The sequence below is a fragment of the Marinobacter sediminum genome (assembly GCF_023657445.1).
GTDB lineage: Bacteria > Pseudomonadota > Gammaproteobacteria > Pseudomonadales > Oleiphilaceae > Marinobacter > Marinobacter sediminum_A.
The window spans coordinates 1,218,762-1,233,623 of the sequence record NZ_JAGTWY010000001.1 but is presented as its reverse complement, the minus strand read 5'-3'; the positions used below and the strand labels follow the sequence as shown (position 1 = coordinate 1,233,623).

The following is a 14,862-nucleotide window of genomic DNA, read 5'->3' as shown; positions in this document are numbered from 1 at the left end:
GCATTATGCGCCGGCCTTCTGGCCCGTGAAAATTCGCTTGAACAGGCCCGGCTTACGGGTCGCTCCCGGACTCACTTCCGCCGCGACGGTCTCGGCCATGTGACGAATATCTTTTGTCAGCTTGGATGTAGGCGCCACCGACGACAGCGGCTGCCCTCTGTCCTGCGCCGTAATGGCGGCAGTGTAGTCGTTGTGAAGCCTGACAATGTGCTCGACCTTGAGCGCATCAGTGATCTGCTTTTCGTTTACCGAGCCGTGCTTGGCCTCCGCACGGTTGAGCAGCACATCCACCTTATCGGGACTCGCATTGAAGGTTGGCATCTGATCAAGGATGGTCTTGGCATCGCGTACGGTGGTCAGACCATTCTCAATAACCAGCATGAAGTGATCAGAGATCCGCAGAAGCTCCTCGGTCCAGTCATTGAACAGTCGCGGTATGTCCAGTATCACGATGTCATGGGTGTCACAGGCGACATCCACCAGCCGACGCACTTCCTTCGCCGTGATATCGGACACCCTCGACAACCCACCCGGTGAAGGCAGCACGGCGAGACCACTTGCATGCTTCTGCAGAACCGCATCCAGCATGGTGCCATCCAGCCGACTGGCCTGACTCAATGCCTCCATTACGGTGGATTTGGCCGGCATGTCGAGAAACAGCGCCACATCACCGAACTGAATATCGAAGTCGATGATCGCGACCTTCAGGTCATGACGGGAGGCCACCTCATGGGCCAAGTTCACGGCCAGGGTGGTGGCGCCGGAACCGCCCTTTGCATTCATAAAGGCAATGACCTTGCCTCTTGCTTCGTCCATGGTTTCCCTCTTTCGATCCAGCAGTTCCGACATGATTTTCCTGTATTCATCTTCATCCAGCGGCAATGCCAGCGTATCCCGAACACCGGCGCGCATCAGGCGCCGCATGATTTCCATGTCCGCATTGTCATAGGTCACGAACACTTCGATTTCCGGGTGCGCTACGATGAACTGATGCAACAACTGGAGATCCGCCTCGCTGTGCCCTTCCAGTTCATAGATGACCACATCGGCACTATCGACGAGCTGCTCCGGGTCCTGCCCTCTGTGCAGAAACTCGGATTCAAATGTCCATTCGGCACCGTCGCCCGCACGGCGGAATGCCTCCGAGGTTTCCTGTTCGCTGTAGAGCAGTTTGATATCCAATACCGTGGTCATAATCGCTTCCTGTATCCAACGCACATCGGCTTCAAGGCACTGATGGCGTATGCAGATCCTCTGTTGTCCGTGTGGAGCGAAAATCAGGCAGGGTCAACTCGCCCTCCACTCCGATCAGGTTGGGGACTGCCAGCTCGTATGTGACATTCTCCAGAGCCACCTCGACCTGCCGTATGGCCAGCTCCTCCGGGCGTCCGGAAAACCCCGTAGATGAACAGCGATAGGTGACTCGCACGTTAGCGCCGTCGACCCAGGGGAGGTAACCCTGAACTGTCTCCAGCAAAGTGCCGCAACTGGCGTCCCCACAGGTCACCGAAACCTCACCGCCCGGGCAACTGAGCCCCGACAAATCGGTAACCGGCGTGGAGACAATGGCATATCGGCTAGCCGCGCGCGTGGCTTCACTGGCCTTGCTCCAGGTGTGAAGCAGGATGGCCATTTCGATAATGGCAAAGAGCAGCATCATAAAGATGGCAATGGTAATGGCCATCTCCACCATGGCGGCACCGCGCTGCTTCCTGACGCTGTTAATCACCAATGTAGCGCTCCTCGCTCTCGGCATGGAGGTTGATCAAATTCTCCTCCATGAAGGGAATAACACTTTTTCCGAAAATGGCATCGAATTCAGCGGCCGCACTACCCATCACCACACAGGCATCGCTGGCACCCGCTATGGGCCGGGACTCCACGGAAAAACTGACACCGCCGGCATCCAGACCGGGCAGCAGGGCATTACCTGTTCCCGCTTCATTGCCATAGACCACCAGATTAGTGGCAGAGGCTTGTGCGCCAGCCCAGGTGGAACCCGTGGAGCAGTCATCATCAATGGCGTCATAGCCACGGGCCAGATAACGAACACCGGATTCCACGCTCTTGCCAAGAATGTTTTTCTGGTAAAGCGCCCGTCCCAGCTCGGTAATCCCGAATGCCAGTATCAGCAGAATCGGCAACAGGATGGCGAACTCCACCAGCGCGGATCCGCGAGTGTTATTCATAGAGCTGGACATCCACATGGTAGTCCGCCTCCGATTCATCGCCCCAGCCCACATATTCGCCGTAGATCTCACCCACCGGGGGACCTTCGGCCTTGCGCATCATAAAGATTTTCGCGAAACCGTCATGACCAAACACCGGCGCAGTCCTCTTGCCGCCAGTAAGGCCAAGAGCCTCACAACTCAACATGGCGACGTGGAACAGACGCCGCCGTGCATTGGAAACCGGCGGCGGATAGTCACCGGTATATACATGGGACGGATCCGGCTGACCGGCCGCCGACACTTGCCCGTTATCAATTTCCCAGCTATAGACCTGCCAGCGGGAAGGGGGTGCGGCATTGTTCCAGCCGTTCGGCGCCGGCAGGCCCGGATGAGCACTGTTCCAGTAGCCCATAAAGTCCCAGTCGCCGGTGCCATAACGTCCGTCCTGGGGCAGCGTATTCTGGTCCGGCGGGTATTCCATGACGTTCGGCGCCGGAGGCCAGTCGGCCGGCGCACTCGGACTGTTGAATGGTGCCGGCGGACCATAGTCATCCATGCGTGTATTGAGAGCGGCCGCCGTCTTATTGGTCATGTTACCGGTCTTGGTGGTAACAATAGGCGGTTGGCAACCAGTCAATCCTTCGTCGGCCAGATACAGGGCCACGTCACTGGCACCCGGCCCACCGGCCAACGGCTCGAGAAAACCGAAGTTGCCGTGGGTCCATTGATTGGCACCCTGCTGCTTGAGCTGAATGTGGCCGCCCACCGGCATATCGTCACGAAAATTACCGCCACTGCTTTCGAACGGATCACAGATGGCCATGGGCGGATAATTACACTGGAAGAAGGTACGACCGGCCACGGCACGAGCTTTCAGCTCCACCTGCTCCAGCGTTTCTTCACCCAGGGCCTGCAGGACCGGCAGGAAAATCAGATCCAGGGTGTAACGCCCCTCTTCGGTGGCCAATTCCGGGTCCAGTCGCACCTGGACATAATGAGACTCGGCATCGCTGGTTGCCGCGAACTTGTTTGGCTCGACTTCACCGCCACCACAGAAATCAGCAAACCCCGGAATGTCCGCCTCGACATCCTGGTTGCTGCCAATAACACAGAAAAAGGTAATGGCATCGTCCGGCAATCCCCGTTCGCCAAGCAGGTCAGAGGCTTCGGCAAAACCGCTATCATGCTCAAGAAGATCCCGGGCGGCGGCTCGCGCGCGCTCGCGCGCGCCGTCCCGGCCATTCAATTCCACAGCGGCCGCCAGTGCCGCGGCATCGGCCGCGTTTTGCATCTGCATGCGCAGCACCAGCACTCTGCCGACATCCAGCGCCAACGCCGCGACGCCAATCAACACCACCATCAGCAGAGCCATCATGGCGAGATAGGCGCCACGGTTGCGACCGGGCATGGAACCGAAAGCCTTCATTACTCGGACACATCCCGGATCAGGCGTTCGTCATCCGCATCCGCCTTCTCGGAATGATACTCCTCCACAGCCTGGTCGGCTTTGATGCCATCCATTGTGTGAGGCGGTTGCGGCCCCTTGCCGGCACCGGGGTTAAGCACCTGGGCGTCGCGATTTAGCGCCGTGCTATTGCCCCAGTCCGGACCCAGCGACTCTGTGTGAGTGCAGCCTCCCAGCACGATCAGTGCCGGCATCAGAATCCATGCTTTCATTGCTTCTCTCCTTTCTGAACCTGGTGGCCAAAGCTGCCTCCCATGCCACCTGAGGTATTGGTCTCAGGCGCGACTGACTTGTCGCTGCCTTCCAGGTTACGCTGGGGGCTCGGATAATGCTGTTGCCAGCCCATCAGATACTGGTCCAGTCGATTGGCCGGCAGGAATACCTGGGTGGGATCGGCAAGACTCCCGGCCTCGCGAGGTGTTACCAGTCGGGGGGTTACGATCACCACCAACTCGGTTTCGTTGCGCTGGTATTCCGTGGAGCGGAACAGAGCACCCAGTACCGGGATACGACCCAGTCCGGGCACTTCATTGACCACGTCGTTAAGGTTGTTTTGCAACAGGCCGGCGATGGCAAAAGACTGACCATCACCCATTTCGACCGTGGTGCCGGCACGCCGCGTGGTAATACCGGGAATATTGAAGCCCGCATTCTGGAAGCCGATGGCGTCATCCAGAGACGAAACTTCCGCGTTCAGCTTCACATTGATAGTCTGGTTATCCAGAACCGTGGGCGTGAACTTCAGACCCACACCGAATTCGCGATAGTCCACGGTAATGGCACCAGCAACGGCACCGGATTGACTCACCGGAATGGGGACTTCACCACCGGCGAGGAAGCTGGCCTCCTGGCCGGACAGTGCGGTCAGATTGGGTTCGGCGAGAATCTTGGCCAGGCCATGACGCTCCAGAGCGCTCAGGGTCGCTTCGATACTGTCCACCCGGCCACCGGCGTTACCGCTGACAACACCGGAGAGGAACGGCGTGTTGTTGGGCACGAGGCCAGTGACGATATCAAAGACATCATCGTTCGTCTCGAGCAAATCCAGTTGTACGCCCAGTTCACGCAATGACTGGCGGGAGATTTCGGTGATGCGCACTTCCAGCATCACCTGGGAGCCACCCGCCACCTGCATCATATTGACGACCTTGTCCTCCGGGACAAAGCTCTCAGCCACTGAAAGTGCTTTCTTCAGCGCCGCCGGGCTGCTCACCTGACCGGACAGAATCACCGAGTCGTTGGAGCCTCGAACCTCGATGCCGTCCTCCCTGGGCAGCACCTCCCAGACCTTGCGCTTGATCTGATTAAGGTCATAACCGACCACCACATCCATCACGGCGATCAGGCTCTGGTTCTTGTCCCGAAATACCAGATTGGTGTGCCCCGGTTTCATGCCCAAAATCAGCACCTGCCGGGAAGACAGCAACTTGATATCTGCAATATCGGGACTGCCGATGACCACCTGATCCAGCGGCGAACGTGAATAGATGATCTGTGACTTGCCGATGGACAAATGCAGCTCGGTGGTTTCGTGGCGATCGCCGAACTCCAGCACATAGCGATCGGCAGCCTCGGCCATGCCGGTGACTGCCACAAGCAGGAAGGCTAGGCTCCGCATCAGTTTTCCGTATTGATTGGTCATTGCATTAATCACCATGTTTCTCCTTATCGGGCGGCGTCGGACTGCTGGTCCAGAGGCTCGCCTTCCTTCACTTCTTGCTTGCGAATATCGAGACCGCGAATGACTTCCACGCTGGGACGACGCTCGCGCTTGTAGATCTTCGTCTTGCGATTTTTCTCGATGGTGAGAAGGTGCTCGTAGCTGGCCACCTGCTCCTCGATCAGGGATGCATCGAATTCGTTACGCAGCATCAATCCCACCTCACCGGTGGCAATGGCCAGATTGACGCGCTGCCCGTCAAAAGGCGTCACCAGCAAGGTTACAGCGTTGGCCACATTGGGGTCGGTTTCCGATTCGCTGCTCTCCTGATCCACACCCAACACGCGCGCGTTCTGGATCAGCATCCGCGTCACCGGACGTTCGTCACGGCGCCCCAGGTTGGTGGTATGCAGCACATCCACATAATCGCCGGGGCTGACAAAGCCCGCGACGCCGCGAATTTCATTAACCGGCATGGTGATCGCCCGCATATCTTCGGGAATGCGCGCCGGCAGCCCCCCACGCGCACCATGAGGGGAAAGCTTGTAGGGCAGCAACGGCTCGCCCCGACGGGTTTCCCGCAGAACCACTGGCGGCTTGTCGCCCATCACTACATCAATGGACTGATAAGCATTCTCCGGAACACTCTCCTCCGGCCACTGAACGACCTGCAGCATCAGACGATCCAGGCGTGTCGTGATCTTCAGGTTACTGGCGGCCACCACCACGGGCACCGTCTTGACGACTTCACCCTCGGAGCGAACTCCGACCTCCTGCTGTAGGTAGGTATTCGCAAGATAGACAGTCACGCCGCCCAAGATGAGCGAGACCGCCAGAACAATTAGCGCCCGAATCTGCATGGAAATCTCCTTTTAACGGCCGGACCGGCCCTTGCTTCAAAATGCGATCCACCCGTATGTGGCGATCGTGCCCACCGCTATAGCGAGAGCATAGGGAAGCCGAACGTCTTGCTCGGCCTCGTCTGGCCGTACATACACCCCGCGCCGCGAAACCATGCTTAGTGACAGCGATGCCCAGTACCGCCTGACGGCGGAACCGAGAATGCCTTCATGAAGCAAGGCGCCAAGCGCGAGAAACAACCCACTGATGCCGATGGCCGCCAGTATCGGCCAGACCAGTTCGGGACCCACCAGCGCCCCGATCGCCGCCACCAGCTTTACGTCACCGCCACCGATCCAGCCGACCAACCAGAACGGCAATCCCACCAGCAGGGCGGAGCCCATACCGGTCAGTGCGTCCAGTCCGCCGGTAACGCCATTCACCACCACGCCCAACACCAGGGCGAGCGCCCACGCCGGAAAAACCAGCAGATTGGGAATGCGGCGATAGCGCAGGTCGCTGACCACTGCGGGAACCAGCAACAACAGGAGCGCGGTGACAGTGATCATGGGTTGCGTCATGACTTATCTCCCAGACAAAAGGCGGGCAGCCTCAGCTGCCCGCCTTTTGACCCGGCGTACGCTGCCGGTTCGGTATTACCCTGATTCTGCGTCGCCCTTCTGTAGTTCCGTGACCACACTGTTGAAGGCATCGTTAATCTCGTTGCCAAGCACGCCGATGATGACGATGGAAGCGGCAGCGATCAGAGCCACCAGAACGGCGTACTCGACCATGCTGGCGCCGGACTCGTCTTTAATAAATTTTTCGATGATGTTTTTCATTGCAATCTCCTTGCGTTTTGTAATTGCCTGGCACTGACTTTTCAGCTACCGGACTACTTTCAGCTGGCATGCCCGCCTGGGACCATATTCGCAGCGCCGAACGATCACCCGTCTGCCAAAGATCACCGTACCCTCCCGGCGGAAGGTAAAATTGACCAGAATCAAATTGTTATACAGGTCCGCCGCAATAGTGACGACAAACAGGCCCAAATAGTGATTGAGATCAATTGATGAAAGCGGGCAGCCCGGTAACCCTATAATAAATAAAGCGATATCGGCACAAAAAAGCTCCATGCGAAGCTCGGCACACCCTAAAGTAAAAAGCACAAACATTAAACCCGCATTAACTATGTGTAATATCATTGAGCCGAGGTTTATCAATCAACCGTCGATCCGGGCAGCTCTCCATAAATGGCGATGTAGAGGAACAGGTACTCACCCATGACCGTGGTCTTGGCGACACCCCGGTGACACAGGTTGGCAATCTGTCGGCCACCCTCTGAGATGGTGTCCTGCATGTGGTAGTGAACCAGGGGCGTCAGGTGTTGCGGTATGCCGGGGGGCGGAACAGGCGGGCCAAAGGCCCGCGCTTTACCCGCACCGGCCGGCCAGGAACGGTAGGATGGGCGACCCAGAAATACGCCATTCAGTCACCGGCTTTGTGTGAAAGAACTCCAATACCGCTTCAGGACACTCAGCCCGGAAAATGTCGAACAACTCGTCCTCGCTCACCCACTTGAACGCCACATTCACGCGCTCCGGTAACTCACCGTTGTAGGTCGGGCAGATAAAGAACGCCGTGCACTCATCGTCGAAGTAATCCAGAAGCTGGCTCTTCCTGGCGCCAGAGGGATAATCGAAGTACACGTACCGTGGGTCGTAGTCACGCTCCGGCATCGTCAGACTCTCCACGCCAGTGGCAGTCGCTTGATGCCTGAACGCTTCATTTCCTGTCCCTCTGTGTACCCCCGAACTGTGAGGGCACAAAGAGGGGTACAAGAAAAGCAATTATAGTGTGGATTAGTCTGGTACGGCTCTGATCGTCAATTCCCCGCCAAGCCCTGTGTTTATTGGCTTTCTGGGGCGGCTGCGATTAGTGAGGGTCTTTGAAATGGTGCTCCGGGCCGGAATCGAACCGGCACAGCCTTGCGGCCGAGAGATTTTAAGTCTCTTGTGTCTACCAATTTCACCACCGGAGCATCGGGGGGGGGTTGGACGGGCAGAATTGTATAAGGGCGCGTTCGGTAACGCAATTCCGATTCCCTTCTCCCCTGAAAATCAGGCTTCTACTGACTTTACGGCCCGGCCTTTATAGACGTAACCGGCTATCCTTGGCGACTTCGGGATATAGAGGTTTTCGAGTTCCTTGATTTCAAATCCCCCTCGGCGAATCAGGTCGGCGATGTCGCGGTTCAGGTGGCAGCCGCCAGCCAGTTTTTTCCATCCAGGGGTTATCCGATGCTGCCATTTCCGGATGCCGGTATCCGGGGATTCACCATGTTCCAGGAACAGCAATTCGCCCCCGGGTTTTAGCACCCGCTTCATTTGCTCAAGGGCTGCGTTCCAGTCCGGGATGGTGCACAGGGTGAATGTCAGCAACACGGTATCCACGCTTTCATCCGCCAGCGGGATTTTCTCACCGGGTAAATCCAGCCATTCAACGTTGATGGGGGAGCGCGCCAGGTTCTGCTGCGCTTTCCGGCGCATGCCGTGGGAGGGTTCCAGGCCGTAAACAAGGTCGACGCTGTTCGCATCATAAAACTCAAGATTGATGGCAGAGCCCATACCTACTTCAAGGACCGTTCCCCTGGCATGAGGAACCACCTGACTGCGCAGTTTCATAACCTGGCCCATGGAGCAGGCGCTGTCTATTATGTGAGGGAGTATCCGGTCTTCGTAAAAGCTCATTTGCTTCACCACAATTGTTGTAAATCAAGGCTGCGACAAGATGCCCCTATCGGATTTGCCCGTAGTTTAAGTAGCATGGCAACTAACTGCCGGTAATAACAATACACAATATGAGCCCAGGCAGCGGCCGAACGGGAAGCTTGTCCCCGTTTTTTTTGATGTGTGAGTTACCGGAGGGTTCCCATGGAACTAGATCCTCTTATCCTATCGCGAATCCAGTTCGCATTTGTGGTGTCGTTTCACGCTATTTTTCCGGTATTTACTATCGGTCTTGCCTCCTATATCGCTGTACTCGAGGGCCTTGCCTTCAAAACAGAAAATCCGGTGTGGATTAAGCTGTCTGCGTTTTGGACCAGGGTATTCGCCGTCGTCTTTGGTATGGGCGTGGTTTCGGGCATTGTGATGTCGTTCCAGTTCGGCACAAACTGGAGCAACTTCGCCCAGGCAACGGCCAACTATCTCGGGCCTATCCTGAGTTATGAGGTCGTCACCGCCTTTTTCCTGGAAGCGGCGTTTCTGGGGGTGTTGCTGTTCGGCCGGGATAAGGTTCCGGCGGGACTGCACCTGTTTGCGGCGATCATGGTGGCAACCGGTACCTTTATCTCTTCGTTCTGGATTCTTTCGGCCAACAGCTGGATGCAAACTCCGGCCGGGTTTGAACTGCGCGAAGGCGTTTTTCATGTTACCTCCTGGAGCGAGGCCATCTTCAATCCCTCCTTCCCCTATCGCTTCATGCATATGGCGCTGGCATCCTTCCTGACCGGCGGATTTGTGGTCGCCGGGGTGAGTGCCTGGTATCTGCTGCTCGGCCGAGAGGTTGAAGCCAACCGAAAGGCGCTGTCCATGTGTCTCTGGTTGTTGCTCTTTATTGCCCCGGCCCAGTTGGTTGTGGGAGATTTTCATGGCTTGAACACGTTGGAACACCAGCCCACGAAAGTGGCAGCGATGGAGGGTAACTGGGAAACCTCACGAAATGTCCCGCTCCTCCTGTTCGCGATTCCGGACCAGGAAAACCAGCGAAACCTATACGAAATTGGCATTCCCAGCCTTGCCAGTATGATTCTCACCCACGATTGGAATGGTGAGGTGCCAGGCCTGAAGGACGTGCCGGTTGAGGAGCAACCTCCGGTCGCCATCGTGTTCTGGTCGTTCCGGGTAATGGTGGCTCTGGGCATGCTGATGATTGCCTTTGCCGTGGCGGGTCTGCTTTTGCGGGCCGGTGGTCGGTATGCACGTAATCCGTGGTTCCTCCAGGGACTCCGGTTCATGAGTATTGCCCCGTTCTTTGCGGTGCTCAGTGGCTGGTTCGTCACCGAAGTGGGCCGTGCCCCCTGGTTGGTCTACGGGATCATGAGCCAGGCGGAGTCAGTCACGCCTTCCCTTACCGGTGGCATGGCGCTCTTTACGCTCATCGGCTATATCGTTGTCTACGGTCTGGTGTTCACCGCCGGCGTTTATTATCTGATGCGGGTTCTCTATGTGGGTCTGGAAGAGCGTCATGATGAGGACGAGCACGAAGCCGAGCGGCCCAAGCGGCCATTCTCGGCGGCCCATGTGCCGTTTGAAATTGAAGAAGACGATCATCACCGTAAACCGGCCAACCAGGGAGGTCTCTGATTATGGAACTGTTTGATCTGCCCTTGATCTGGGCGTTTATCATCGGCTTCGGGATCATCATGTATGTGCTGATGGACGGATTCGATCTGGGCGTAGGCATTCTCTTTCCCTTCGCGCCCAACGAAGAAGCTCGGGATACCATGATGAATTCCGTAGCGCCGGTATGGGACGGCAACGAGACCTGGCTGGTACTGGGTGGCGCCGGACTGCTCGCGGCCTTCCCGATGGTGTACTCCATCTTCCTGCCCGCACTCTATATTGGTGTTTTCCTGCTGCTGGCCGGCCTGATCTTCCGGGGCGTGGCCTTTGAGTTCCGCTTCAAGGCCCGCACCTCCCGGTACCTCTGGAACTGGGCCTTTGCCGGTGGTTCCACCGTGGCTGCCTTCGCCCAGGGAGCGGTGGTTGGCGCCTATATCCAGGGCTTTGAAACGGCGAATGGTGTCTACGTGGGTGGTGCGCTGGACTGGCTTACGCCGTTTACCGTGCTTACCGGCCTTGGCATGCTTGCCGGCTATTCCCTGCTCGGATCCACCTGGCTGATCCTGAAGACCGAGGGCCGGCTGCAGGAATGGGCCTACAGGATCACATTGCCCCTGTTGGCTGCAGTGCTTGTGGTTTTCGGGCTCATCAGCGTATGGACGCCGTTTGTGGACGAACTGGTCCGGGACCGCTGGTTCTCCAACCTGAGCGTGATCTGGATTCTTCCGGTGCTCACCCTGCTGTGTGCCTATCAGATCTTCCGTTCCGTACGCGGCCGTTATGAGGGATTGCCGTTTGTCGCCACCATGGGGCTCTTCATTACCACCTATCTGGGCCTGGTCGTCAGTCGCTGGCCCTATGTGGTGCCACCGGACTACACACTGTGGGAAGCCGCTTCAGCGTATGAGTCCCAGCTCTTCCTGCTGCTTGGGCTGTTGTTCGTGATTCCTATTGTGCTGGCTTACACCGCATGGACCTACTGGGTATTCCGGGGCAAGGTTCGCGCGGGCGAAGGCTACCACTAAGTGGCAGGGCATCCGGGCGAACGCGAACGGGCAGGAGCTGGGGAGGTTTCTCCGGCCCCCGACCCTGGCCAGGTTAAAAACTGGCTGGCAGCGCTCGCCCAAAGCAACCGGCGGTGGATTCGGGCAACTGTGCTTGCGGGAATTGTCGTCGGCTTAGCGACCATTGCCCAGATGGTCTTCCTGGCGCGCATTGTCCATCAGGGCATTATTGAAGATATTCCCGTTGCCAGCCTGTCACCGCTTTTCGCTGGTCTCATATTGGCTATTGTTCTACGCGCCCTCGCCCAGGGGTGTCAGGCGCGTTTCGCTGCCGGTTGCAGTGAGCACGTCCGTGTCGATGCCAGACGACAGATTCATCGTCACTGGCAACGGACCGGCCCTGTGGCCATCGGGCATTCGTCTGCGGGCGAACTGGCCCGCGAGTGGATTGATCATGTCGAGGCGCTGCACGGCTACTTCGCCCGCTTTCTGCCCCAAATGACCCTCTCCCTGATTGTGCCGCTGACCATCCTGGTCCTGGTCTTTTACCTGGACTGGCTGGCCGGTATTTTTCTGCTGCTCTCTGCGCCGCTCATCCCTCTCTTCATGGCATTGGTCGGGATGGGCGCGGAGAAACTGAACCAGCAGCATTTCGAGACCATCAGCCGGCTCTCCGGACAGTTTCTGGACAAGGTGCGCGGGATTACCACGTTGCAGCTCTTTGGTCAGACTTCGGAGGCCACTGAGCTTATCCGGAAGCGGTCAGACCGCTACCGATATATCACCATGAAGACACTCCGGGTGGCGTTTCTCTCTTCGGCAGTACTGGAGTTTTTCTCCTCCGTTGCAATCGCCGTCGTTGCGATTTACCTAGGCTTTGGGCTGTTGGGCTCAATCACCTATGGGCCGTCGGACGAACTTACGCTGTTTTCCGGCCTGCTGATTCTGCTACTGGCACCGGAATTTTTTCAGCCGCTGCGGACACTCTCACAGCACTATCATGACCGGGCTGCAGCGTTGGGCGCGGGGGCGGAAATACTGGCCAGGCTGAACACGGATTATGAAGGTAAACGTCCTGTTGAGGGGGTTGCCGGCGACCGCCCTACCGATAATTGCGACGAGATTCGCGTTGACGGGGTTTCTCTTGCCTATCAGGAAGGCAAACCGATTCTTCGCAACCTTGGCCTCACTGTCCAGCGAGGCGAGTGTGTTGCGCTTACAGGACCCTCTGGCGGAGGCAAGTCTTCCCTGCTCCACCTATTGGCCGGATTCATGCGTCCGGACGCAGGCTCTATCGTAGTTCTTGGTCAGGCTCCCGGTGAGTTCAGCTTTGGCTGGTTGGGACAAACCGGGTTTCTGGTACATGGCACCTGGGCGGACAATCTCCGGCTAACTACCCCCGATGCATCCGACATTGCCATTGAAACGGCACTGCACAATGTCGGGCTCGGACCGCTTTTGGGAGACCGAAAAGACGGTATCTACAGTCAAGTGTCGGAAGACGGACAGGGACTCTCCGGCGGCCAGGCGCGACGCCTGAGCCTGGCGAGAATCTTCGTTGCGGATTATGATCTTATCCTGCTGGACGAGCCTACGGCAGGCCTGGATGCAGACAGTGAGGCCTTTGTACTGGCGAGCCTGAGAAAGCTTGCCCTGGCCGGCAAGACACTCATTTTTTCCACTCATCATCACGCGCTTCTGACGCTGGCGAACCGGGTCTTGCTGGTCTCTGACGGGGAGGTTCGCGATGCATGAACTCATGCCATGGCTGCGACTGATTTTCTGCCGACCCGGTCGTCTCGTTCTGGGTGGTGTGTTGATTTTCCTGACTCTGCTTTCCGGCATCGGCCTGCTGGCGCTTTCCGGCTGGTTCATAACCGAGACAGCCCTGGTTGGTCTTGCTCTGGCTGCCGGTCTTCAGGCCAGTATTAATCTTTACGTGCCAGGTGGTGGTATCCGGTTCTTTGCGATTTCCAGAACGGTCTCACGGTATCTGGAGCGGGTCTATAACCACGACACCGTGCTGCGCCTGCTGACGGATATACGCGTTGACCTGTTCGGTAAACTATCAACAGCCAGTCGTGGGAATCGTAGCAGCCTTACCGGCGCACAATGGCTGTCCAGGCTAACGAGCGATGTAGACGCCCTGGATACCCTCTATCTCCGGCTTATAGCCCCTTTCTCGCTGGCGCTCCTGGTAACGGCCGTGGTGGTCGTTGTGACAGGCATTCTGTTCGATGGCGTGATCGCACTTGGCCTCGCAAGTATTCTTGCGGCTGCCCTGCTACTGGCAACGCTTGGTGTTTATCTCCGCACCGCCGGAATCGCCCGACGGCAAAGCGACCGGCAGGAGCAGCTCCGCACGGCTGTGGTAGAGCACCTCGAAGGCTTTGCGGAGCTGACAGCTGCGGGGCGGACGGGAAAACATGCAGCCTGGCTGATGCGACAGGCACACCGGTTTACATCAGAACAGGCGAAGGCCGATGGCCGGGTGGGCTGGCATCAGGCTATGACCCATTTGTTGATAAATCTTGCGGCGGTATTCGCCCTGTGGACGGGCTTTACGCTTTTCGAAAAAGGGCTGGTCTCCGGGCCGGTGCTGGTTTTGCTGCCTATTGCGCTGCTGGGACTGGCGGAAATCTACGGGATGCTTCCAGACGCCTTCGGCAAACTTGGAGGTACCCAGGCCTCGGCTAACCGGTTGAACCATGGCAGCCAGCCGCCGGAGGAGCTGACGACCGTCGGGCACTCACGGGAGAAACTCCCCCCGGGTCTGTCATTGCTGGCGCAGGATCTAAGCGTGAAACACGACGATCATGCCCCGCTGTTTACTCACTTTGATTTGCAGCTGAAAAAGGGCGAGCGGCTTGGGATTATCGGGCATTCCGGCAGTGGCAAATCGTCCCTGGCTGACACCTTTGCCGGTCTTGTAACGCCATTTCGTGGGACCGTGGTGACCGAGAAATTTAGCTACCTCACTCAGAGCACCGTTCTTTTCGAGGATACGCTCCGGGCGAATCTGTTGTTGGGGAATCCCGAGGCCGGCGATGCCGAGCTCTGGCGTGTGCTTGAGCTGGTGGGGATGGCCGATCGATTTGCCAACGAGCCGGATCAGCTTGATACCTGGTTGGGTAGCGCCGGCAGCCGTCTGTCCGGTGGCGAGGCCCGGCGTATTGCTCTGGGTCGGGTGCTGCTAAGCCGGGCTCAGTTGCTGATCCTTGACGAACCGTTTACCGGCGTTGACGCGGGAACCCGAACGGCCATCAGCCAGAGATTGAACCGGTGGCTCGAAGGCAGAACGGTGATCAGCCTGGCCCACGGGCCGGATGCCCTTCCGGACACCGACCACGTGATTCACTTATAGACGTCAGTACCC

At 57.8% G+C, this 14,862-nt stretch carries 16 protein-coding genes and 1 tRNA gene; 4 read left to right on the top strand and 13 right to left on the bottom strand.

Annotated features, from left to right (window positions below; genetic code table 11):
- Nucleotides 1–3: 3 nt before the first annotated feature.
- From KFJ24_RS05920 to KFJ24_RS05860, 13 genes are all read right to left on the bottom strand, one after another.
- Nucleotides 4–1,194: an AAA family ATPase gene (locus KFJ24_RS05920; protein ID WP_250830141.1), complete on the bottom strand. Its 1,191-nt coding sequence runs from the start codon at nt 1,192–1,194 to the stop codon at nt 4–6.
- A gap of 31 nt (nt 1,195–1,225) precedes the next feature.
- The gene (locus KFJ24_RS05915) at nt 1,226–1,729 is read right to left on the bottom strand and encodes a TadE/TadG family type IV pilus assembly protein (protein WP_250832565.1); all 504 of its coding nucleotides are present in this window, start codon (nt 1,727–1,729) and stop codon (nt 1,226–1,228) included.
- Nucleotides 1,722–2,189: a TadE/TadG family type IV pilus assembly protein gene (locus KFJ24_RS05910; protein WP_250830140.1), complete on the bottom strand. Its 468-nt coding sequence runs from the start codon at nt 2,187–2,189 to the stop codon at nt 1,722–1,724. The genes KFJ24_RS05915 and KFJ24_RS05910 overlap by 8 nt, the downstream gene beginning before the upstream one ends.
- Nucleotides 2,182–3,597, bottom strand: a complete 1,416-nt coding sequence (locus KFJ24_RS05905; RefSeq protein WP_250830139.1) for a pilus assembly protein TadG-related protein — start codon at nt 3,595–3,597, stop codon at nt 2,182–2,184. The genes KFJ24_RS05910 and KFJ24_RS05905 overlap by 8 nt, the downstream gene beginning before the upstream one ends.
- The gene (locus KFJ24_RS05900) at nt 3,597–3,848 is read right to left on the bottom strand and encodes a hypothetical protein (protein ID WP_250830138.1); all 252 of its coding nucleotides are present in this window, start codon (nt 3,846–3,848) and stop codon (nt 3,597–3,599) included. The genes KFJ24_RS05905 and KFJ24_RS05900 overlap by 1 nt, the downstream gene beginning before the upstream one ends.
- Nucleotides 3,845–5,293, bottom strand: coding sequence for a type II and III secretion system protein family protein (locus tag KFJ24_RS05895; RefSeq protein WP_250830137.1), 1,449 nt, complete (start codon nt 5,291–5,293; stop codon nt 3,845–3,847). Before KFJ24_RS05895 ends, KFJ24_RS05900 begins: the two co-directional genes overlap by 4 nt.
- A gap of 8 nt (nt 5,294–5,301) precedes the next feature.
- On the bottom strand, nt 5,302–6,156 hold the full coding sequence (cpaB, locus tag KFJ24_RS05890) for a Flp pilus assembly protein CpaB (RefSeq protein WP_250830136.1): 855 nt from the start codon (nt 6,154–6,156) through the stop codon (nt 5,302–5,304).
- A gap of 36 nt (nt 6,157–6,192) precedes the next feature.
- On the bottom strand, nt 6,193–6,717 hold the full coding sequence (locus KFJ24_RS05885) for an A24 family peptidase (RefSeq protein WP_250830135.1): 525 nt from the start codon (nt 6,715–6,717) through the stop codon (nt 6,193–6,195).
- A gap of 75 nt (nt 6,718–6,792) precedes the next feature.
- Nucleotides 6,793–6,978, bottom strand: coding sequence for a Flp family type IVb pilin (locus KFJ24_RS05880; protein ID WP_250830134.1), 186 nt, complete (start codon nt 6,976–6,978; stop codon nt 6,793–6,795).
- A 377-nt stretch (nt 6,979–7,355) separates the two neighbouring features.
- Nucleotides 7,356–7,496 (bottom strand): hypothetical protein, encoded by a 141-nt coding sequence (locus KFJ24_RS05875; RefSeq protein ID WP_250830133.1) that lies wholly within the window; start codon nt 7,494–7,496, stop codon nt 7,356–7,358.
- Nucleotides 7,497–7,569: 73 nt separating this feature from the next.
- Nucleotides 7,570–7,875, bottom strand: coding sequence for a hypothetical protein (locus KFJ24_RS05870; protein ID WP_250830132.1), 306 nt, complete (start codon nt 7,873–7,875; stop codon nt 7,570–7,572).
- 215 nt (nt 7,876–8,090) lie between these two features.
- Nucleotides 8,091–8,177: transfer RNA gene (locus KFJ24_RS05865), tRNA-Leu, on the bottom strand.
- Between the two features lie 79 nt (nt 8,178–8,256).
- A complete protein-coding gene (locus KFJ24_RS05860) occupies nt 8,257–8,886 on the bottom strand; it encodes a class I SAM-dependent methyltransferase (protein ID WP_250830131.1) in 630 nt (209 codons plus the stop codon).
- A gap of 183 nt (nt 8,887–9,069) precedes the next feature.
- Between KFJ24_RS05860 and KFJ24_RS05855 the strand changes: the two genes are divergently transcribed.
- From KFJ24_RS05855 to cydC, 4 genes are all read left to right on the top strand, one after another.
- A complete protein-coding gene (locus KFJ24_RS05855) occupies nt 9,070–10,503 on the top strand; it encodes a cytochrome ubiquinol oxidase subunit I (RefSeq protein ID WP_250830130.1) in 1,434 nt (477 codons plus the stop codon).
- A gap of 2 nt (nt 10,504–10,505) precedes the next feature.
- Entirely contained in the window at nt 10,506–11,507 is a 1,002-nt protein-coding gene (gene cydB / locus KFJ24_RS05850) for a cytochrome d ubiquinol oxidase subunit II (RefSeq protein WP_250830129.1), read from the top strand.
- A gap of 84 nt (nt 11,508–11,591) precedes the next feature.
- Nucleotides 11,592–13,241 carry a thiol reductant ABC exporter subunit CydD gene (cydD, locus tag KFJ24_RS05845; protein WP_284709287.1) on the top strand — a complete coding sequence of 550 codons (1,650 nt, stop codon included), beginning with the start codon at nt 11,592–11,594 and terminating at the stop codon, nt 13,239–13,241.
- A complete protein-coding gene (gene cydC, locus KFJ24_RS05840) occupies nt 13,234–14,850 on the top strand; it encodes a thiol reductant ABC exporter subunit CydC (RefSeq protein ID WP_250830127.1) in 1,617 nt (538 codons plus the stop codon). Before cydD ends, cydC begins: the two co-directional genes overlap by 8 nt.
- Nucleotides 14,851–14,862 lie beyond the last annotated feature (12 nt).

Bases quoted from the DNA above. Each gene is read 5' to 3' on its own strand.
- KFJ24_RS05920 (WP_250830141.1), bottom strand. From the start codon at position 1,194: ATGACCACGGTATTGGATATCAAACTGCTCTACAGCGAACAGGAAACC.
- KFJ24_RS05870 (WP_250830132.1), bottom strand. From the start codon at position 7,875: ATGCCGGAGCGTGACTACGACCCACGGTACGTGTACTTCGATTATCCC.
- KFJ24_RS05875 (WP_250830133.1), bottom strand. From the start codon at position 7,496: ATGCAGGACACCATCTCAGAGGGTGGCCGACAGATTGCCAACCTGTGT.
- KFJ24_RS05900 (WP_250830138.1), bottom strand. From the start codon at position 3,848: ATGAAAGCATGGATTCTGATGCCGGCACTGATCGTGCTGGGAGGCTGC.
- KFJ24_RS05895 (WP_250830137.1), bottom strand. From the start codon at position 5,293: ATGGTGATTAATGCAATGACCAATCAATACGGAAAACTGATGCGGAGC.
- KFJ24_RS05855 (WP_250830130.1), top strand. From the start codon at position 9,070: ATGGAACTAGATCCTCTTATCCTATCGCGAATCCAGTTCGCATTTGTG.
- KFJ24_RS05880 (WP_250830134.1), bottom strand. From the start codon at position 6,978: ATGAAAAACATCATCGAAAAATTTATTAAAGACGAGTCCGGCGCCAGC.
- KFJ24_RS05905 (WP_250830139.1), bottom strand. From the start codon at position 3,597: ATGAAGGCTTTCGGTTCCATGCCCGGTCGCAACCGTGGCGCCTATCTC.
- KFJ24_RS05860 (WP_250830131.1), bottom strand. From the start codon at position 8,886: ATGAGCTTTTACGAAGACCGGATACTCCCTCACATAATAGACAGCGCC.
- cpaB (WP_250830136.1), bottom strand. From the start codon at position 6,156: ATGCAGATTCGGGCGCTAATTGTTCTGGCGGTCTCGCTCATCTTGGGC.
- cydC (WP_250830127.1), top strand. From the start codon at position 13,234: ATGCATGAACTCATGCCATGGCTGCGACTGATTTTCTGCCGACCCGGT.
- KFJ24_RS05885 (WP_250830135.1), bottom strand. From the start codon at position 6,717: ATGACGCAACCCATGATCACTGTCACCGCGCTCCTGTTGTTGCTGGTT.
- KFJ24_RS05910 (WP_250830140.1), bottom strand. From the start codon at position 2,189: ATGAATAACACTCGCGGATCCGCGCTGGTGGAGTTCGCCATCCTGTTG.
- cydB (WP_250830129.1), top strand. From the start codon at position 10,506: ATGGAACTGTTTGATCTGCCCTTGATCTGGGCGTTTATCATCGGCTTC.